This window comes from Klebsiella sp. CN_Kp104 (genome assembly GCF_040064515.1).
In the GTDB taxonomy this organism is placed as follows: Bacteria; Pseudomonadota; Gammaproteobacteria; order Enterobacterales; family Enterobacteriaceae; genus Klebsiella; species Klebsiella aerogenes.
Map to the genome: position 1 here is coordinate 198595 of NZ_JBEAII010000002.1, position 19718 is coordinate 218312.

Below are 19718 nucleotides of genomic sequence, written 5' to 3' on the forward strand. Positions count from 1 at the left end.
CTTTTCTTTAGCGTTTCTGGTTAGCGCGCGGCGCGCTGCAGGATCACGCTTGACGGCTGACGTTGCAGGAAGCGCATGCGCAGCATCATCATGATGGCAGCGGAGGTCAGGCCGATGATAAAGCCGCACCAGAAACCCGCAGGCCCCATCCGCGGCACCACAATATCCGTCAGCGCCAGCAGATAACCGCTTGGCAGGCCAAGTACCCAGTAAGCGGTGAAGGTAATAAAGAAGATCGACCGCGTATCTTTATAACCGCGCAGAATACCGCTGCCGATCACCTGAATGGAGTCGGAAATCTGATAAATCGCCGCCAGCAGCATCAGCTGTGAGGCCAGTAGCACCACCTCAGGGTTATCGTTGTACAGCAGGGCAATCTGCTTACGCATCAGGATCGTGAAAATCGCGGTGATCATTGCCATGCAGACGCCCACGCCGACCCCGGTACGCGCGGAGGTCTGTGCATCCAGCGTCGAGCCCTGGCCGAGACGAAAACCAACGCGTATTGTTACCGCCGCCGCCAGCGAGAGCGGAAGAACGAACATCAGCGAACTGAAGTTAAGGGCGATTTGATGCCCTGCGACATCGATAATCCCCAATGGCGAAACCAGCAGCGCCACAACCGCGAACAGCGTGACTTCAAAAAACAGCGCCAGCGCGATTGGCAACCCCAGCTGTACCAGCCGTTTTAATACCGAAAAATCAGGTTTACTGAAACGCTCAGCGCAGCGGATATCGCGCATTGAGCGCGCGCGGCGCACCCAGGTCAGCATGCTGGCAAACATGACCCAGTAGACCGAGGCGGTCGCGACCCCGCAGCCGATGCCGCCAAGTTCCGGCATACCGAAATGACCATAGATAAAAATGTAGTTCACTGGAATGTTGACCAGCAGGCCGATAAAACCCATCACCATACCGGGCTTAGTTTTTGCCAGCCCTTCGCACTGGTTACGCGCGACCTGGAAGAACAGATAGCCTGGCGCGCCCCATAGCAGCGCACGCAGATACCCCACCGCTTTGTCGGCAAGCTGCGGGTCGATGTTGTGCATCGAGCTGATGATATAGCCTGCGTTCCACAGCACCACCATCACCAGTACGGAGACAAAGCCCGCCAGCCAAAAGCCCTGGCGTACCTGCTGGGCGATACGATCGCGGCGACCGGAACCATTAAGTTGGGCGATAACCGGCGTTAGCGCCAGCAGCAGACCGTGGCCAAACAGGATGGCAGGTAGCCAGATCGAGGTGCCGATAGCCACGGCGGCCATATCGGTTGCGCTGTAGCCGCCGGCCATCACCGTATCGACAAAGCCCATCGCCGTCTGGGCGACCTGCGCCAGAATGACCGGGATAGCCAATGCTAATAACTGACGCGCTTCTATAAAGTACTTCTGCACGTGAACACCTTTATATTGTTGTTATTTTGAGACTAAAAAAGCCGCCTTAAATGGCAGCAAGAAGAAAAAACAGGAGGAATTTCCAGTCTATTGTAGCGAGGATTAGCCATTAAGCCAGTGAAAAAATGGTGGGGGCACGATGCGCGCTGGCAACCTGTTTGGCCAACTGTTATTGTTCCGCGTATATATAACGGTAATGATACCGTCACGATTCTCAACAGGAGCAAAGTATGTTTACTGGTATTGTACAGGGGACTGCGAAAGTGGTGTCCATCGATGAGAAACCGAATTTCCGCACCCACGTGGTGGAGCTGCCGGCGCATATGCTCGATGGCCTGGAGACCGGTGCTTCGGTGGCGCACAATGGCTGTTGCCTGACCGTTACCGAAATTGACGGCCCGCGAATCAGCTTTGACTTGATGAAAGAGACGCTGCGTATCACTAATCTTGGCGCTATCCATGAAGGCGATATGGTCAACGTCGAGCGAGCGGCGAAATTCAGTGATGAAATCGGCGGCCATTTGATGTCCGGCCATATTATGACCACCGCCGAAGTCGTTAAAATCCTCACCTCGGAAAACAATCGCCAGATTTGGTTTAAGGTACAGGACCCGGCGCTGATGAAATATATCCTGTATAAAGGGTTCATCGGCGTGGACGGTATTAGCCTGACGGTTGGTGAAGTGACCCCGACTCGTTTCTGCGTGCATCTTATTCCGGAAACGCTGCAGCGCACCACGCTTGGGGTGAAAAAACTCGGCGATAAAGTAAATATCGAAATCGATCCGCAAACTCAGGCGGTGGTGGATACCGTGGAACGCGTGCTGGCGGCAAAAGAAGCGGCGCAAAAAAGCGCGGAAGAATAATAAAAAAGCCCCCGCAGAAATACATTTCTACGGGGGCTTTTTTTAGCGAGTCTAGCGGGCTACGCGCAGGCCATGTTCAACACCGCGCGAGAAGACGACTTGCCAGAGCTGAATGTCGCGGGCGCGGAAAGCACCCGCGCAGGCATTCAGATAATAGGTAAACATGCGTTTGAAACGGTCTGAATAGTTATCGGCAATATCCGGCCAACTGGCAAGAAAACGCTCGTACCAGGCCATCAAGGTGGTGTCATAATCGGCACCAAAGTTATGCCAATCTTCCATCACAAAATGCTTCTCGCTGGCATCGGCGATATGGCGTACCGACGGCAGGCAACCGTTAGGGAATATATATTTATTAATCCACGGGTCGACGTTGTGATCGGTAATCTTTGAACCAATGGTGTGTAGCAGAAAACGACCGTTTGGTTTTAAATTACGATCGACAACTTCAAAATAAGTGGCGTAATTTTTAGGCCCAACGTGCTCGAACATCCCGACGGAGACGATACGGTCAAAACTTTCGTGAAGATCGCGATAGTCCTGCAGCAGAATATTGACATCTAATCCTGCACAGCGCTCCTGTGCCATTTTTTGTTGTTCGGCCGAAATGGTCACGCCTGTCACGCTGACGTTATAGTTTTTGGCCATGTAATAGGCCAGTCCGCCCCAACCGCAACCGATATCCAGCACTTTCATTCCCGGCTCAAGCTGCAGTTTGCGACAGATAAGATCTAATTTATCCTGCTGCGCCTGTTCCAGATTTTCGGCCTCTTTCCAGTATCCGCAGGAATATTGCATATAGGGATCGAGCATGCGGTGGAAAAGGTCGTTGCCTAAATCGTAGTGTTCTTTACCAACAATCCAGGCGCGTTTTTTGCTTTGCAGATTAAACAGGCGAGCGCCAGCGATACGTAGCGTATCTTTGAAGTGGTGGGGGAGTTGCTTATCCAGCCCGGCGCGCAATACCTTGTGAAAGAATATATCCAGGCGTTCGCATTCCCACCAGCCGTCCATATAGCTTTCGCCTAATCCGAGAGACCCTTCTTGTAACACGCGTTTAAAAAAGAGCGGGTTTTTTACCCGGATATCGGAGGGTGCGGAACCATTGATCTCAATTCCGGCACGGCCCAATAATTCAGCTGCAATCCGGTACCAATCATCGTTTGGTACACTTACTTCTTCTATACACGATGAACTCATAGCTTCTCCATCACGCCCAAGTGATCAGAACCTTAAAACAGCGTAGACGCTTTTTTGGCTTTGTGAGAAATCTCACGAAAAAATCGTGAGGGTGCTATCCGACGTAGAACAGAGGAAGGGAGATAACCCTTGCCGAAAGGCCTTCCATGGTGAAACGGGCTGCTTCCTGCCCCCGTTAATATCTAAAAAACTTTCTATTTATGTGATGCCGGATCCAGTATAGGCCGCTAAAAACCGCCTTTCAATAAAAATATATTAGCAGGCTAATTACTGGTCCGGGAGATCCTTTAAAAAATCATCAAGCGTGAGACGATTCGTTCACTAACTGCACGCGTCGTTGCTGCATCCAGAAACCGATGCCTGCCAGAACGATGGAAATCAGCATCACGCTGGTGGTGGTCAGAAGCGGAGTGGCGATAAGGCTTGAGACCAGCAGGCTTGCCAGGAAACAGAGGCCAAGCTGCAGCGTATTCTGCAGGGCGGCGGCGCGCCCGGTTGCCTGTGGAAAAGGTTTCAGCGCCTGGGCGACGACGATAGGGTAAATCCCGCCATTCACAATCGCCATGATGCAAAACGGAACCATTAGCGTAACCAGTGACGGATGATCCTGTATCCCGGCAAGCCAGGTCGCCGCCACGCTCAGCGCAAAAACAACCAGCAGCCAGGGCAGCATCTGATGACCCTGCCATTTTTGCAGCGCCGCGCGGCAGCCGTAACCGCCGATCAGGAAGGCGATAGTTTGCGGCACGTAGCTAAGACCAATCACCGTCGGGCCATAGCCCATTTCATGGAGGATAAACGGCGAACCGGTGAGCCAGGCGAAGAAGCTGGCGGAACACGCCGCATAAATGAGTACGTTACCGCTATATTCACGTGAACGCAGCAGGGCCATAAAGGTAAGTTTCTGCTGGGTTTCGCCAGCAGGTTTGACGACCGCCTTCAGACGAAAAGCCGGCAGCATCAACAGTAAGGTGATAGCGAACAGGGTGGCGAAGATAGCCTGCCATTCCAGATGGACTAACAGCCAGCTGCCGAGTAACGGCGCCAGCGCCGGAGAGAGCCCGACCAGCGGCATGATCGTTGCGAAAATGCGGTTGGTGCGCTGGGCCGGATAGTAGTCGGTCACCATCGCCTGCCAGGTCACCGCGGCGGCGCATACGCCGATCGCCTGGACAAAACGCAGTACCAGCATCAGCGTCGCGTCGCGTACCCACAGCATCCCAAGGCAGCCAAGAGCGAAGATAGCCAGCCCGGCGAGCAGAATCGGTTTCCGGCCATAGCGGTCCGACAGCGGCCCCCAGAACAACTGGCCGAGCGCGAAGCCCGCGAGGAATAAGCTCAGGCTGGCGCTAACCGATGCGGCAGAGGTGTTGAGGTCTTGCTGAATGGCGGCAAAGGCCGGTAGATACATGTCGGTGGCCAGAAAGCCAAGCACGCTCAGGCCGCCCAGCCACACTAAAAATCCTTTCCCAGGTTGTTGCATAACGTTCTCTTTCTACTGATGCAGGTACGATGCCGCAGAGTGTAGGGAGTGTAATCCGCCTTGTGAAACGCTATTATTTGTCACATGCATTCAAAAATTTTGCAGGCAGAATATGTGGTCTGAATATTCCTTAGAAGTGGTTGATGCTGTAGCGCGTAACGGGAGTTTCAGCGCCGCGGCGCAGGAGCTACACCGCGTACCTTCGGCGGTGAGCTATACGGTGCGACAGCTGGAGGAGTGGCTGGCGGTTCCGCTTTTTGAACGTCGCCATCGTGATGTTGAATTGACCCCCGCCGGGCACTGGTTTTTGCAGGAAGGGCGTTCTGTTATCAAAAAAATGCAGATCACCCGCCAGCAGTGCCAGCAAATTGCTAACGGCTGGCGCGGCCAGCTGTCCATTGCGGTGGACGATATCGTTAAACCGGCGCGGATGCGCCAGATGATCGTTGATTTTTATCGCCATTTTAGCGATGTCGAACTGATCGTTTTTCAGGAAGTTTTCAACGGCGTCTGGGATGCGTTAGCCGATGGGCGGGTAGAACTCGCTATCGGCGCGACGCGTTCGATACCGGTGGGAGGGCGTTACGCTTTTCGCGATATGGGGATGCTGAACTGGCACTGTGTCGTCGCCAGCAGTCATCCGCTGGCGCAGATGGAAGGGCCGCTCAGTGATGACGTGTTGCGCAACTGGCCGTCCCTGGTGCGCGAAGATACCTCGCGCTCGCTGCCGAAGCGCACAACCTGGCTGCTTGATAACCAGAAGCGGGTGGTGGTGCCGGATTGGGAATCTTCAGCCACCTGTCTATCGGCAGGATTGTGCGTCGGGATGGTGCCAGGCCATTTCGCCCGCCCGCATATCGATAGCGGGGAGTGGACGGCCTTGACGCTGGAAAACCCATTCCCGGATGCCGCCTGCTGCCTGACCTGGCAACAAAGCGATGCTTCACCCGCTTTAAGCTGGCTGCTTGACTATCTTGGCGACAGCGAAACGTTGAATCGGGAGTGGTTGCGGGCGCCGGAATAACCGGCGCCGGAGGAGGGTGTTAACGACGATAATCGACGAACGGGCCGTCGGCAACCGAGCGGCGCTCGATAAGACGTGGATGCACCTCGATGGACTGCGACTCTTCGCGTTTATTAACAATGCGATCGAGCAGCATATTGAATGCCGCTTCTCCGAGCGAGTCCTTGGGTTGATGTATTGTGGTCAGCGCCGGGCTGAAGTAGCGGGCGTTGCGCACATTATCATATCCGATCAGCGAAATATCCTGCGGCACGCGCAGGCCCATTTCGTCGGCGGCGCAGATAGCGCCCATCGCCATGATGTCGCCGCCGCAGAACACGGCGGTTGGGCGATGCTGCTGATTAAGGATCTGCTGCATGGCGCGGTAGCCGGATTCCGGTTCAAAGTCGCCCTGAACAATCCAGTTTTCCGGCACATTGATATGCGCTTCTTTCATCGCCTGCATGAAGCCGGCAAGGCGCCCGGCGCCGGTGTTGCGCTCAAGCGGGCCCGGAATAACGCCAATTTCACGATGGCCGCGTTCAATCAGGTAACGGCCGGCGATATAGCCGCCTTCAAAGGCATTATCAATAACCGAGTCGGTAAAGTCCGCTTTGGCTTCGCCCCAGTCCATCACCACCATCGGAATATGACGATACTCTTCGAGCATACTGAGCACCGACTCAGGGTACTCGGAACACATCACCAGCAGGCCGTCAACGCGCTTTTGCGCCATCATCGACAAGTAGGCGCGCTGTTTTTCCGGATCGTTCCAGGCGTTGCCCAGAATCAGGGTATAGCCTTTCTGGAAGCAGCTCTTTTCTACGGATTCGATAATTTCAGCGAAATAGGCCGCTTCGCTGCTGGTGGCCAGCAGACCGATCGATTTAGTGTGATTGACTTTCAGGCTGCGAGCCACGGCGCTTGGCGAATAGTGGAGTTCTTTAATTGCCGCCCACACCGCATTGCGCGTCTCTTCCGCCACGAAACGGGTTTTGTTAATCACATGTGATACAGTTGTAGTGGAAACGTTTGCGCGTTTCGCTACATCTTTAATAGTTGCCATTACTTCTCACTCCAGACCTTGACCTGATCGTCTGATTATCGATACGTAAACGTTTGCCTATACACACCCTGTATACAATGCTCAACATTGCAACACCTGGGAAAACGACACAGAACGACAGGAAGGGGTCAATGGCCGATACGCTTTCAAATTAGCGTGGGATTTTGTCCTATCTCGCGGCAAAGGGGAAGAGCAAAAATGTGCATCACTCTAAATCCGGGAAGATTTTTGCATATTTTTGTGCAAAAATGAGCAAGCTCACTTTCTATGTGGGGATAATCAGGGGAGAAAATTGATGGACACAAATTTAAAGTTTTCGCTGACAACGACGGTTATTGTTTTGGGTCTGATCGTCGCCGCCGCGTTGACCGCGGTACTGCACTGATTCCAGCAGGGAGGGGGCTTCCCCTCCCATCCCGCCATTATTAGCAAATCTGCAAAAATCTTTTGTCATTTCGTTTACTTCTGTTTTTCTGTGATTGATGTCATGCTTTTGGCTTCTGATGTAATGCCGTGTCCTGAATCGGCCTGATGGAGTCTCTGAATGAAAATCAACTTTCCCTTACTCGCGTTGGCGATCGGTGCCTTTGGTATCGGTACCACCGAGTTTTCCCCGATGGGATTACTGCCGGTTATCGCCAAAGGCGTCGATGTTTCTATTCCGGCCGCGGGGATGCTGATTAGCGCCTACGCCATTGGCGTGATGGTCGGCGCGCCGTTAATGACGTTGCTGCTATCGCATCGCGCTCGCCGCAATGCATTGATCTTCCTTATGGGGATCTTCACCCTCGGCAACGTGCTCTCTTCTATTGCGCCGGATTACACGACGCTACTGCTGTCGCGTATTATCACCAGCCTCAATCATGGCGCGTTCTTCGGCCTCGGCTCAGTCGTTGCCGCAAGCGTGGTGCCAAAACACAAACAGGCCAGTGCGGTCGCGACCATGTTTATGGGGCTGACCATTGCCAATATCGGCGGCGTACCGGCTGCCACCTGGCTTGGCGAAACCATCGGTTGGCGAATGTCTTTCCTCGCCACGGCGGGTCTGGGGTTAATTGCGATGGTCAGTCTGTGGTTCTCCCTGCCGAAGGGTAGCGCCGGCGAGCGTCCGAACGTGAAGCGCGAGCTGTCGGTGTTGATGCGTCCTCAGGTACTCTCTGCGCTGTTGACTACCGTGCTGGGCGCCGGGGCGATGTTCACGCTGTATACCTATATTTCTCCGGTACTGCATACCATCACCCACGCTTCACCGCTGTTTGTTACCGCCATGCTGGTGTTGATCGGCGTCGGTTTCTCGCTTGGCAACTATCTGGGTGGTAAATTTGCCGACCGTTCAGTCTCCGGAACGCTGAAAGGATTCCTGTTGTTACTGATTGCCATCATGTTGGCCATTCCGTTGCTGGCGCAATCGCAACTGGGTGCTGCCGTCAGCATGGTCGTGTGGGGCGCGGCAACCTTCGCGGTGGTTCCGCCGCTGCAGATGCGCGTTATGCGCGTGGCGCACGAAGCGCCGGGCCTGTCATCGTCGGTTAACATTGGCGCTTTCAATCTCGGTAATGCGTTGGGCGCGGCGGCGGGCGGCGCGGTGATATCCGGCGGCCTCGGTTATGCTTTTGTGCCGGTGATGGGGGCGATTATTGCCGGGCTGGCATTAGCGGTGGTGCTGTTTGGCGGGCGTTCACAACCAGAAGAAGCGATAGCGAATAACTAAGTCGCACTAAGAAAAAAACCGCAGCGGGGTAACCCTGCTGCGGTTTTGTTTTTATGCTGCCAGGTTGGCGGCAACAAATTTCCAGTTTACCAGCGCCCAGAAGTGTTCCAGATAATTTGGACGGGCATTGCGGTAGTCGATGTAGTAGGCGTGTTCCCAGACATCAACGGTCAACAGCGGCGTCGCATCGGTAGTCAGCGGGGTACCGGCGTTGCTGGTGGAGACAATAGCCAGGCTGCCGTCAGCGTTTTTAACAAGCCAGGTCCAGCCTGCGCCGAAGTTTTTCGCCGCGGCATCGGTGAATTTCGCTTTAAAATCAGCGAAGCTACCGAAAGATTTGTTAATCGCTGCGGCCAGTTCGCCTTCCGGCTCACCGCCGGCGTTCGGCGCCAGGCAGTTCCAGTAGAAAGTGTGGTTCCAGACCTGCGCTGCGTTGTTGAAGACGCCGCCTTCAGAAGTGCGAACGATCTCTTCCAGAGATTTGCCTTCAAAAGCGGTGCCTTTGATCAGGTTGTTGAGGTTGGTCACGTAGGCCTGGTGATGTTTACCGTAATGGTATTCCAGGGTTTCTGCGGAAATGTGCGGCGCCAGGGCGTCTTTTGCATATGGTAATGCAGGTAATTCGAACGACATTGCTACTCTCCTTATAACTTTTTGTTTTTTCTCACATTAATTAGGTGAATGTTCACCTGAATATCGTATTTACTGTGTAACGCTGTCGCGAGTGTTACATGTTATTGTGTTGAGAATGTTAACATTTGCTGAAGTCAGTTAAAAGACTTACAACAACAAAGGTTATTCATTGCTAACGCGACTGATTAAGCCTTCGCCAGTCTGGCGCATGGCGAGCGATATGATTCGCAAATTCCCCATCGACGCTCCTGCCTACGACTAAAACGCTGCGTATCTTCATCGCCTGTTATCTTATTAGAATTCTATAAATCATTAGCTTGCGAGCATTATGCGTAATGGGAATGACTTTCATGCCCAATAATCATTAGGATTAATATTAATTGTATGACAAATATAATTATCTCTGCAGGCAACGGACCTCGGAGTAAGAAATCGTTATTGAACAAGCATAAAGCTCATAATTGATGGATGAGAAGAGATGGCGCATAAACATGAAATGGTCAGCGGACATATTATTCCGATCGTCATAGATATCATCGAGTGGATCGAAGACAACATTTTTACCGCGCTACCCGTCACCGCAATCTCAAGGAAATCGGGTTATTCGCACTGGTACTTTCAGCGCCAGTTCGCGCTGATTACCGGTTATACGCTGGGAACATATGTTAGCCGACGCAAAATGACCATTGCCGCCGGTATTCTCAAACAGACGCAGGATTCGGCGTTGAGTATCTCATTGCTGCTCGGGTTTGAAGGCCAAGCGACATTTTGCCGTACTTTCCGTCGTCATTTTGGTATGTCGCCGACCAGCTACCGCCGTCACCCCACGCAACTGGAGGAGCGAATGCAGTATCCGCTGAATCTGGAAGAGGAGGGGAATGTACAGAAGAGCGGTTTGCCGGCGCAGCGGCAAACCGGGGGCTGCGCCTCTTAACGAATGGTTTTTGGCGTCATTACGCGGCGCGCGCCGACGTAGTGGCGAACCCAATAATCTTCGCTCAGGGAGGTTATCTGAATATCACGGCCGGTACGCGGCGACTGGATAAACTTACCGTTTCCAACGTAAACGCCTACGTGGTCGGCGGTGCCGCGTCCGCGGGTGCGGAAGAAGACCAGATCGCCGCTTTGCAGTTCATCGCGGTCAACCGGGCGGGCATCGCGCAGGTGGTACATTTCGTTAGCGGTGCGCGGAATATGAATTTTTACCAGATCTTTATAGGCGTAATAAACCAGCCCGCTGCAGTCGAAACCGGTACGCGGTGAGGAGCCTCCCCAGCGATAAGGTTTGCCTAGCTGATCCATGAGTTTATTCATGGCAGTGCTTTGCGCTTTTTGCACTCGGGCTTTGTGCGCATCGGCAATCGTCAGATTCGGTTCATCAGCGACAGGTTTACAACGTTTTTTGTAGCCTTTACGCACCACGCATTTGCTTTTCACGCTGTTCAACGCCAGCGTCGATGTTTCGCTGGATTTTACCGTTTTCGCACACTGCTTTTTATAGCCTTTACGCAACACGCATTTTTTGGTGGCGCCGGCGACTTGACGATTAAGCGCGGTTTGGCTTGCTGCGGTAGTACGAGTAGGGGACTTCGCGCTTGAGGTTTTTTTACGGGTAGTTTTAGCGGTGGATTTGGATTTATTTTGCGTTGCTTTCTTCTTACGCTCGGCGGTGGAACCTTTCGCCGGGTGCGCCTTCGGCGTAGCCGAAGCGTGCGTATGCCCTGAAGCATGCGCCAATGGCGTAAGCGAGATAGATGTAAACAGTAATGCACAGAGCGATATCGCGATTTTATTGAGCCGCGCCACTGAGCAATCCCCTGATTAAATTACAGACATATACTAATGCCTGACGGTGAATGACAAACCGGAATGATTCTAAAGCATAAAAAGCCAGAAAGTTAATACTCTTTTGTATCTAAAATGTCGTTTGGTTAACGATTGCAAAAAAATGAGTCAGACAATCACCGCCTCGTACAGAAAGTGCGCAACCCGCCCCGCACTGACGCCTCAAAGTGATATTTTTAAGGCAACTTCAGACGACAGAAGATAAAATGTGGCGAGTGAAAAAAATGTTATTATCGGTCCTGCGTCCAGGACGCTACAATGACAAATTACTGCCGTAAAGATGTTTAAGGAAGCACGACAATGAGCACCACTTTAGAAACAATCCAACGTCAAATCGCTGAAAACCCGATCCTGCTGTACATGAAAGGCTCTCCGAAGCTGCCGAGCTGCGGTTTCTCCGCTCAGGCAGTGCAGGCGCTTTCCGCTTGCGGCGAACGTTTTGCCTACGTAGATATCCTGCAGAACCCGGATATCCGCGCTGAACTGCCGAAATACGCTAACTGGCCGACCTTCCCGCAGCTGTGGGTTGATGGTGAACTGGTTGGCGGTTGCGACATCATCATCGAAATGTATCAGCGCGGCGAACTGCAGCAGCTGATCAAAGAAACGGCTGCAAAGCACAACGCTGACGAGCCGAAAGCAGAGTAATTCTTTGCTGCAAAAGAAAAAGCGACTTCTCCGGAAGTCGCTTTTTTTATCGCTTACGCTTCAGGTACAGGTAACGGCCAGCCGCCAAGGCGCTTCCAGCGGTTGACGATTTCGCAGAATAGCTGGGCGGTTTGCTCGGTATCGTACAACGCAGAATGGGCCTTGCTGCCATCAAACTCCATGCCCGCGGCGATGCAGGCTTTAGACAATACCGTTTGCCCTAAGGCCAACCCGCTCAACGCGGCGGTATCGAAGGTCACGAAAGGATGGAACGGGTTGCGTTTCAACCCGGCGCGCTCGGCGGCGGCCATCGTAAAGCTGTGATCGAAAGTCGCGTTATGCGCCACCATAATCGCGCGGCTACAATCGCTCTCTTTCATTCCTTTGCGAACCATTTTAAAAATGGCGTGCAGCGCATCGTATTCACTTATCGCGCCGCGCTCCGGATCGTTTGGGTTAATTCCATTGAAAGCCAGCGCTTCCGGCTGCAGGTTGGCCCCTTCGAAGGGAGCCACGTGAAAATGCAGCGTTTCGTCCGGCATCAGCCAGCCCTGCTCATCCATCTTCAACGTAATAGCGGCGATCTCCAGCAGGGCGTCGGTTTTGGCATTAAACCCGGCGGTTTCAACATCAATTACCACAGGATAAAAACCGCGAAAACGGCCGCACAGACCATTAAGTTGAGCGTTCTCGGACATCAGATTCTCTTAGCTGGAAAAAAGTAGCGCGCATTATGGCAAATTTTGCCGCGGCTTGCAGCAGGAAGGGAGAAAACATCGGGCGCGAACGCGCCCGAATTAACTTAGTTGCCGAGACCTTTTCCGGCATCTTTCTCTTCGATCAGCTCAATTTTGTAGCCGTCCGGATCTTCAACAAAGGCGATAACCGTGCTGCCGCCTTTAACCGGGCCAGCTTCGCGAGTGACATTGCCGCCATTCTGGCGAATACGCTCGCACGCTTGCGCCGCGTTGTCGACGCTCAGCGCAATATGGCCATAGGCGGTACCGAGTTCGTAGCTATCCACGCCCCAGTTATAGGTCAGTTCGATAACCGCGGTATCGCTCTCTTCGCCGTAGCCGACGAAAGCCAGCGAGTATTTATATTCAGGGTTTTCGCTGGTACGCAGCAGCTTCATGCCCAGCACGTTGGTGTAAAACTCAATAGAACGTTGCAGGTCGCCAACGCGCAGCATGGTGTGAAGTAAGCGCATAATTTCCCCTATGCAGTTTGTTTTGATACATCAGAGTCTTGAGTATAGCGGCGTTAGTACGCCGCTATCAATGGAGGGATTACAGGGTTGGATAATCGGTATAACCTTCCGCGCCGCCGCCGTAGAAGCTTTCCGGGCGCTGCGGGTTAAGCGCCGCCTTTTTCTGCAGACGCGCCACCAGATCCGGGTTAGCGATGTAATCGCGGCCAAAGGCCACGGCATCGATCAGTCCTTTATTGATAAGGTCGTTGGCTTTCTCCACCGTATAGGCGCCAGCGCCGATAATCGCGCCCGGGAAGCGATCGCGAACTTTCTGACGGAATTCGTCGCTGTACGGCTGGCCGCCGGCCCAGTCTGGTTCGGACATGTGCAGATAAGCGATACCGCGTTTTGCCAGCTGCTCAATAAGATAGAGCGCATCGGCTTCTTCGTTCGGGCCGTTATCGACGTTCTGGAAACTACCGATTGGCGACACGCGAATGCCGATACGATCGGCGCTCCACTCTTTACTGACGGCATCGACCACTTCCAGCACCAGGCGGGCGCGATTCTCGACGCTGCCGCCGTACTGGTCGGTACGCTGGTTAGAAGAAGGCGACAGGAACTGGTGCAGCAGATAGCCATGCGCGGAGTGCAGCTCTACCAGGTCGAAGCCGACATCGCGGGCATTGCCTACCGCCTGACGGAAGTCATCCACGATCCCTGGGATTTCGTCTGTTTCCAGCGCGCGCGGCATCGACGTATCGACGCGAATGGCATGACCGTTTTCATCACGCAGCGAAGTACGCGTACCTGCGCTCAGCGCCGATGGCGCAACCGGCGCCGCGCCTCCCGGCTGCAGGCTGTTATGGGAAATGCGGCCGGTGTGCCACAGTTGCACGGCGATATGACCGTTTTCAGCATGAACGCCAGCGGTGATTTTTTGCCATGCGGCCATTTGCTCTGCGCTATGCAGGCCCGGCGCGCCGGCATAGCCTTTCGCCTGGGCGGAAATTTGCGTCGCTTCGGTGATAATCAGGCCGGAGCTGGCGCGCTGACGATAATACTCAGCCATCAGCGGAGTAGGGATGTCGCCTGGTTCGATGCTGCGCAGACGGGTCAGCGGAGCCATAAATACGCGGTTAGGTACGGTCACCGCACCGACTTTTAACGGGCTGAACAATTTAGATTCTGACATAATGACTCCTGAGTAGACCGGTCGTCTTGTAACTGGTTAAATAAAACGCCTGTTAAACCGCAGGCGCTGCAATGATTTGTTTGGCGTGAGCAAGGGCGCTTTCCAGCGGCGTTGCGCTACGCGTAATTTTGGCCTGTAAATTGGCTCCCAACCACAACGAGTACAGCACCTGTGAAAGGGTGATAGCTTCCCCCTCAAACAACAGGCTACCCTCCAGACGGCCCTTTTCCAGCGCTTCGCCCAATAGGGCGATAATCTGGCTGGCGCCTTTATCCATGGCGGTACGCATATCTTCCGACAGGTCGCACACCTCCGCCGACAGCTTCACGGTTAAGCAACCGCTGATAATGCCCTGTTGGCAAAACTGATTCAGCGTGTGCTGATAGTAGGCCAGCAGTCGGTCGCGGTAGTTGCCTTCGCCATGGTCAAAGTGATCAACCAGGCGCTGCAGATAGCCGGTGTAGTGATGTTCAAGCAGCGCGACGCCGAAGGCTTCTTTTGAGCGAAAGTAGTGATAGAAAGAGCCTTTCGGCACTTCCGCCGTTTTCAGAAGTTCACTTAAGCCCATGCCGGTAAAACCACGATGCATGCATAGTTGCTCGCCGGTGATGAGGATGTGTTCTCGGGTATCGCATTCGCTGTGTCTATTCATGGAGCACACTGTAGTAGACCGATTGGTCTAATGCAAGCAAAATGATCGTTAGCGCGAATACGAAGACAACAAAAGTTGCGCACTGGCGGTGGAACGTCTTCAATGAGAGACAGAGAGAAAATACAGGAGAGCGGTGGTGGCAGAGCAGCTGGAGTTTTTCCCGGTACAAAGTCCGTGCCGGGGAATATGTCAGTCCGATGAACGCGGGTATTGCCGCGGCTGTTTTCGTAGCCGGGATGAGCGCTTTAACTGGCAAAAGCTGACCGACGCGCAAAAGCAGGAGGTTCTGCGTCTGTGCCGCCAGCGTTTACTGCGTAAAATTCGCGCGACTAAGCAGGAGCCGGCGGAAGAACCGCAGCAACCCTCACTGTTTTGACGACAAATATGCGTATACTCAGAACACTTTTTTGTCGAGGAAGCGTTTATGGTTCAGCGTATTGCTATGGCTCCGCAGGGGCCGGAATTTTCACGTTTTGTAATGGGCTACTGGCGTCTCATGGACTGGAAGATGTCCACCGACGCTTTGGTTGGCTTTATTGAGCAGCACCTGGATCTGGGGGTTACGACCGTCGACCACGCCGATATCTACGGCGATTATCAGTGTGAAGCCGCGTTTGGCGAAGCGCTAAAGCGCGCCCCGCACCTGCGTAACCGTATGGAAATCGTCAGCAAATGCGGTATTGCGACCAAGGCGCGCGCGGAAAATACTATTGGCCACTATATTACTGACCGCGACCATATCATTCTCAGCGCCGAGCAATCCCTGCGTAATCTGGCGACCGATCATCTCGATTTACTGCTGATTCACCGCCCGGATCCGCTGATGGATGCCGATGAGGTCGCTGAGGCTTTCCTCGCGTTACATCATAGTGGGAAAGTGCGCCACTTTGGGGTATCTAACTTTACGCCGGCGCAGTTTACGCTTTTACAATCGCGCCTGCCTTTTACCCTGGCCACTAACCAGGTCGAGCTCTCGCCGGTACATCAGCCGCTGCTGCTTGACGGCACCCTCGATCAACTCCAGCAGTTGCGCATTCGCCCGATGGCCTGGTCCTGCCTCGGCGGCGGACGCCTGTTCAACGACGAAAGCTTCCAGCCGCTGCGCGACGAGCTGGCGCAAATTGCCCAGGAGCTCAACGCAGAAAGCATTGAGCAGGTGGTTTATGCCTGGGTATTGCGCTTGCCGTCGAAACCGCTGCCGATTATTGGCTCGGGGAAAATCGAGCGCGTGCGCTCAGCTATTGTGGCGGAAAAACTGCATATGACGCGCCAGCAGTGGTTCCGCATTCGTAAAGCGGCGCTGGGTTACGACGTCCCGTAAGCCAGATTACGCCTCCGGATGCCGCTACCTGGTTTACACTTATCAGGGATACGGCTAATCCGGAGGTGTTATGCAACGATGTTTACTCGCTATTTTCACTCTCGCATTTTGCGCTGGCGCTCAGGCCGCCAGTGAAGATGTCTCCCTCAATCTTGTCACCAGCCAGAGCGTTGGCCAGGCCGTCGGCAGCGTTAAAATCACTGAAACCGACAGAGGCCTTGAGTTTACGCCTGATTTACGCGCGCTTCCGCCGGGCAAACACGGCTTTCATATCCACGCAGAAGGGAGCTGCCAACCGGCGATAAAAGACGGTAAAGCGGTCGCCGCTGGCGCGGCGGGCGGTCATTTCGACCCACAACATACCGGCAAACATGAAGGGCCATTAGGGGCAGGGCATCTCGGCGATCTTCCTTTGCTGGTGGTGAACGACGATGGCGTGGCTAACCAACCGGTTATTGCCCCGCGCCTGAAAACGCTCGCGGAAGTGAAGGGCAAAGCGCTGATGGTGCATGTCGGAGGCGATAATATGGCCGATAGCCCGCAGCCGCTGGGCGGCGGCGGCGAGCGTTTTGCCTGCGGGGTGATTAAGTAGTCCGTTCGGTAATGGTGCCGGCAATCGGCGCTTGTTCTAACTGCGATAGCGAGCAGTATAACCGCCAGATAATCGCCGCCAGCTCTTTAGCCGCCGGCTGATGATGGTGGTTAAGGGTATCGCATATCCGCTGCAACTCCAGCAACGTCGAGGCAAGTGGGCGTTGCTGGACGCCGCGTTCACTCATGACGTCGCGTAGCAGGCTGATACACAAGTCGCGCACCTGTGAAAGTGGATCGGAGCGTGTCTCCCAGTCGCGTAGTTGCCACACGACATGCGAACAGTTGAGCAGCACCACGCCCCAGCGCAGCAGCCAACGTCGCGCCAGCGCGTCCTGGCTGCTGCTTAACTGGCTAATGTGGTGGTACACCAGTGACTCAAATTCATGCTCGCTATGCTGCGGGCGTCGGCTCAACTGATCGACAAAGTGACGCCGTAACGCACGAATATGGCGGCGGCTTTTCCGCGCATCCGAGCCGGGGCTGATAATCGCAAAGGCAAGCCACGCAAGACCGACACCAATGATTTTGCCCAGGTTATCATTAAGGAACGAGGCAAAGTCGTAAACCGGAGGGTTGGTGACCGAAATAAACGATCCCATAAAGACGATTAACTGCCCCCACAGCCCTGCGAGCTTCGGCATCTGGAGTTTCAATAACTGCATGGTGGTGAGCAGCGGGAACAGAAACAGTAAAAACTGCCACAAGTCGGTTATCTGCACCATTAGGCCAAACTTCACCATAAAGCTGAACAGCGACAACAGCACCAGCGTACGCATCAATAAGGTGAGCGATTTAAAGGGCGAAGGCGATATCGAGTAGAGTACGCAGCTAATGGCGGCGAGGGTGAGCGCGGCGGCGCAGGCCTGCCATTGGGTGCTGATACCCCAGGCGCCCACGGCCACCAGCGCGCAGAAGGTCCGTAAGCCGTTCCATAACGCTTCCGCCTGATCGGTATGGCGCGACAGCGCGGGCGCCGAAGGCACATTGAACACCGTGATAGCGCTGGCGTTCTCGATGCGGCGGATCCAGCGGCTGCTTTCGAGATAGATACGACAGAAATAACGCAGCCGTTTCCAGAACGCCAGATGGCGATAGTCGGCGTTAGGGCCGGGGGCTAGCGGCACCAGAATTCGCGCCACGCTATAAACATTTGCGTGCGGATTGGCGAGCTCGCTAAGTAACGTTTCCAGCACCACCCGCGTATTACCAGGCGCATCCGGCCAGTTCAATAACATTCGCCGCAGGCTGGAGATGACGCTGGTCATTCGCAACTGCTGATGCAGCAGATAATTCAGCAAGGGATTCTGCCGTCTGAAACGATAATGGCTCCAGAAGGCCTGGATACGCAGTAGATTCATAGTCAGGATCTGACCGATGACGCTTTCATGGGCGCTACGAATCGCATCGGTTGTTTCCGGCACCCACAGCAGGCTGGCATGCTCTAATAACCGGGAGTGCATATTCTTCAGTGCCGTCAGCAGCGTGACGCCATCCGAGGTACTGGGCAGGATCATCATCATGAATCCGCCGGACAATATCCCCACAATCACTTCACAGACCCGCGACTGAGCGATAGTCCACAGTTCATTCGCGTCGGTAACATTTATAACCGGGAAGGCGATGATTGCGCAGGTATAGCCCGCCAGTTGAAAAGCGTAGGCGACGTTATTGGTAAACATCGCGCAGGCCCAGGTACAGAGCGCAATCCAGGCTGAGATACTGAATAAGAATAGCCACGGGTCGTTAAGGGTATGGCCCGCCAGTAGCAGGGCGGCGCAGGCGCCGAGCAGGCTGCCGGCGATACGGCCAAAACTCTTACTGATAACGCCGCCGACGGTCGGGAAGCTCACGACTGCGGCTGAGGTCATTGCCCAGTAGGGCTCATCAAGATCCAGCGCATAGGCGATGCTAAGCGCCAGACACATGGCTATCCCATTGCGCAATGCGTAGCGCCATTGCGGGCGGCTGGCTTTAAACCACGGCAGTGATTGCCAGCGCAGAGCCTGCAGCTTCATTATTGTCCGCCAATTGACACGGTACAGGTGGTACCTGAAACCAATGTGACATCCGCAGGGAGTTTATCGAACTCGATACGTACCGGTACGCGTTGCGCGAGGCGCACCCACGGAATATTGGGTTTAATATTAGCGACTAACGCCGAACCGCCTTCGACGCTCTGGTCGACGATAGCGCGGCCAATGCTGGAAACGTGACCCTGTAACGTTTGTTTGCTGCTGTAAAGAACGACCTGGGCGCTATCACCTTCGCGGATGTGACGTAGTTTGGTCTCTTCAAAATAACCCAGCACATAGAAAGAGTGGCTGTCGACAAGGGCAAATACGGGATGGCCGACGGAGGCATAGTCCCCGACCCGCGTTGACAAATTAGTTATCCAGCCATCAACCGGGGCTTTAACCACGGTTTGCGTCAGCTGCCACTGCGCATGCTCCAGCGCGGCTTGCGCCACGCCAACGACCGCTTTAGCCGCCTCATACGTCGTATTGGCGGTATTCAGGGCGGTATTGACGGTTTCCATATCTTCAGCGGAGATGAAGTTTTGCGACAGACTGCGGCGGCGAGTAACGTCGCTGGCGGCCTTAGTTTGCTCGGCTTTGGCTTTTGCCAGTTCCGCTTTGGCTTTTGCCAATTGCGCCTGAGCGTTTAATACCGCAATGCGATAAGGCGTATCGTCAATACGGAACAGCACGTCGCCGGCGTTGACCAATTGGTTATCTTTAACATTCAACTGCAAAATACTGCCGGAGACCTGCGGGGTGATGCCGACTTGTTCGGCGCGGATTTTACCGTCGCGGGTCCATGGCGACTGAGTGTAGTAGTTCCAGACCAGCCAGGCGGCGATGATTGCGCAGGCGGCGATAATTAAGGTTGAGAGATATTTTAGTTTCTTCATGAAA

21 protein-coding genes are annotated in these 19718 nt (G+C 54.2%); 9 read left to right on the forward strand and 12 right to left on the reverse strand.

Annotated features, from left to right (window positions below):
- Positions 1–20: 20 nt before the first annotated feature.
- The gene (gene mdtK, locus ABLU80_RS02880) at positions 21–1394 is read right to left on the reverse strand and encodes an MdtK family multidrug efflux MATE transporter (protein ID WP_015366890.1); all 1374 of its coding nucleotides are present in this window, start codon (positions 1392–1394) and stop codon (positions 21–23) included.
- Positions 1395–1624: 230 nt separating this feature from the next.
- On the opposite strand from mdtK, the gene ABLU80_RS02885 reads away from it, so the two are divergent.
- Complete coding sequence (locus ABLU80_RS02885; RefSeq protein WP_015366888.1) at positions 1625–2260, forward strand: riboflavin synthase; 636 nt, start codon at positions 1625–1627, stop codon at positions 2258–2260.
- A 51-nt stretch (positions 2261–2311) separates the two neighbouring features.
- On the opposite strand, the gene cfa is transcribed toward ABLU80_RS02885, so the two are convergent.
- Together cfa and punC are read right to left on the reverse strand one after the other, a co-directional pair.
- Positions 2312–3460, reverse strand: a complete 1149-nt coding sequence (gene cfa / locus ABLU80_RS02890; protein ID WP_015705219.1) for a cyclopropane fatty acyl phospholipid synthase — start codon at positions 3458–3460, stop codon at positions 2312–2314.
- 298 nt (positions 3461–3758) lie between these two features.
- On the reverse strand, positions 3759–4943 hold the full coding sequence (gene punC / locus ABLU80_RS02895) for a purine nucleoside transporter PunC (RefSeq protein ID WP_059444050.1): 1185 nt from the start codon (positions 4941–4943) through the stop codon (positions 3759–3761).
- Positions 4944–5055: 112 nt separating this feature from the next.
- On the opposite strand from punC, the gene punR reads away from it, so the two are divergent.
- Positions 5056–5967 carry a DNA-binding transcriptional activator PunR gene (gene punR, locus ABLU80_RS02900; protein ID WP_015366885.1) on the forward strand — a complete coding sequence of 304 codons (912 nt, stop codon included), beginning with the start codon at positions 5056–5058 and terminating at the stop codon, positions 5965–5967.
- A gap of 19 nt (positions 5968–5986) precedes the next feature.
- On the opposite strand, the gene purR is transcribed toward punR, so the two are convergent.
- The gene (gene purR, locus ABLU80_RS02905; RefSeq protein WP_015366884.1) at positions 5987–7012 is read right to left on the reverse strand and encodes an HTH-type transcriptional repressor PurR; all 1026 of its coding nucleotides are present in this window, start codon (positions 7010–7012) and stop codon (positions 5987–5989) included.
- A 295-nt stretch (positions 7013–7307) separates the two neighbouring features.
- Between purR and ABLU80_RS02910 the strand changes: the two genes are divergently transcribed.
- Positions 7308–7397 carry a YnhF family membrane protein gene (locus ABLU80_RS02910; protein WP_032705726.1) on the forward strand — a complete coding sequence of 30 codons (90 nt, stop codon included), beginning with the start codon at positions 7308–7310 and terminating at the stop codon, positions 7395–7397.
- Positions 7398–7556: 159 nt separating this feature from the next.
- Entirely contained in the window at positions 7557–8723 is a 1167-nt protein-coding gene (locus tag ABLU80_RS02915) for an MFS transporter (RefSeq protein ID WP_157194884.1), read from the forward strand.
- 51 nt (positions 8724–8774) lie between these two features.
- Here the strand turns inward: ABLU80_RS02915 and sodB are convergent, their stop codons facing one another.
- Entirely contained in the window at positions 8775–9356 is a 582-nt protein-coding gene (gene sodB / locus ABLU80_RS02920) for a superoxide dismutase [Fe] (protein ID WP_042892334.1), read from the reverse strand.
- A 478-nt stretch (positions 9357–9834) separates the two neighbouring features.
- Between sodB and ABLU80_RS02925 the strand changes: the two genes are divergently transcribed.
- Positions 9835–10290 (forward strand): helix-turn-helix domain-containing protein, encoded by a 456-nt coding sequence (locus ABLU80_RS02925; RefSeq protein WP_157194883.1) that lies wholly within the window; start codon positions 9835–9837, stop codon positions 10288–10290.
- Here ABLU80_RS02925 and ABLU80_RS02930 read toward each other — a convergent pair.
- Positions 10287–11162, reverse strand: a complete 876-nt coding sequence (locus tag ABLU80_RS02930) for a C40 family peptidase (RefSeq protein ID WP_045360679.1) — start codon at positions 11160–11162, stop codon at positions 10287–10289. The two genes, ABLU80_RS02925 and ABLU80_RS02930, sit on opposite strands and share 4 nt — an antisense overlap.
- A 339-nt stretch (positions 11163–11501) precedes the next feature.
- Between ABLU80_RS02930 and ABLU80_RS02935 the strand changes: the two genes are divergently transcribed.
- Entirely contained in the window at positions 11502–11849 is a 348-nt protein-coding gene (locus tag ABLU80_RS02935; RefSeq protein ID WP_015366878.1) for a Grx4 family monothiol glutaredoxin, read from the forward strand.
- 53 nt (positions 11850–11902) lie between these two features.
- Here ABLU80_RS02935 and rnt read toward each other — a convergent pair whose 3' ends face one another.
- The 4 genes from rnt to ABLU80_RS02955 form a co-directional block, all read right to left on the reverse strand.
- Complete coding sequence (gene rnt, locus ABLU80_RS02940; protein ID WP_015366877.1) at positions 11903–12547, reverse strand: ribonuclease T; 645 nt, start codon at positions 12545–12547, stop codon at positions 11903–11905.
- A gap of 104 nt (positions 12548–12651) precedes the next feature.
- Positions 12652–13059 (reverse strand): lactoylglutathione lyase, encoded by a 408-nt coding sequence (gloA, locus tag ABLU80_RS02945; RefSeq protein WP_015705221.1) that lies wholly within the window; start codon positions 13057–13059, stop codon positions 12652–12654.
- Between the two features lie 79 nt (positions 13060–13138).
- Positions 13139–14236, reverse strand: coding sequence for an alkene reductase (locus ABLU80_RS02950; RefSeq protein WP_015366875.1), 1098 nt, complete (start codon positions 14234–14236; stop codon positions 13139–13141).
- A gap of 52 nt (positions 14237–14288) precedes the next feature.
- Positions 14289–14888, reverse strand: a complete 600-nt coding sequence (locus ABLU80_RS02955) for a TetR/AcrR family transcriptional regulator (protein WP_015705222.1) — start codon at positions 14886–14888, stop codon at positions 14289–14291.
- Between the two features lie 133 nt (positions 14889–15021).
- Between ABLU80_RS02955 and ABLU80_RS02960 the strand changes: the two genes are divergently transcribed.
- The 3 genes from ABLU80_RS02960 to sodC all read left to right on the forward strand — a co-directional run bounded on the left by ABLU80_RS02960 (position 15022) and on the right by sodC (position 16801).
- Positions 15022–15264 carry a DUF1289 domain-containing protein gene (locus ABLU80_RS02960; protein ID WP_161798795.1) on the forward strand — a complete coding sequence of 81 codons (243 nt, stop codon included), beginning with the start codon at positions 15022–15024 and terminating at the stop codon, positions 15262–15264.
- A 48-nt stretch (positions 15265–15312) separates the two neighbouring features.
- Positions 15313–16209 (forward strand): aldo/keto reductase family oxidoreductase, encoded by an 897-nt coding sequence (locus tag ABLU80_RS02965; RefSeq protein ID WP_020079000.1) that lies wholly within the window; start codon positions 15313–15315, stop codon positions 16207–16209.
- Between the two features lie 70 nt (positions 16210–16279).
- Complete coding sequence (gene sodC / locus ABLU80_RS02970) at positions 16280–16801, forward strand: superoxide dismutase [Cu-Zn] SodC (RefSeq protein ID WP_015366871.1); 522 nt, start codon at positions 16280–16282, stop codon at positions 16799–16801.
- On the opposite strand, the gene ABLU80_RS02975 is transcribed toward sodC, so the two are convergent.
- Together ABLU80_RS02975 and ABLU80_RS02980 are read right to left on the reverse strand one after the other, a co-directional pair.
- On the reverse strand, positions 16794–18818 hold the full coding sequence (locus tag ABLU80_RS02975) for an FUSC family protein (RefSeq protein ID WP_221914558.1): 2025 nt from the start codon (positions 18816–18818) through the stop codon (positions 16794–16796). The two genes, sodC and ABLU80_RS02975, sit on opposite strands and share 8 nt — an antisense overlap.
- Positions 18818–19714 (reverse strand): HlyD family secretion protein, encoded by an 897-nt coding sequence (locus ABLU80_RS02980; protein WP_020078998.1) that lies wholly within the window; start codon positions 19712–19714, stop codon positions 18818–18820. The genes ABLU80_RS02975 and ABLU80_RS02980 overlap by 1 nt, the downstream gene beginning before the upstream one ends.
- Positions 19715–19718 lie beyond the last annotated feature (4 nt).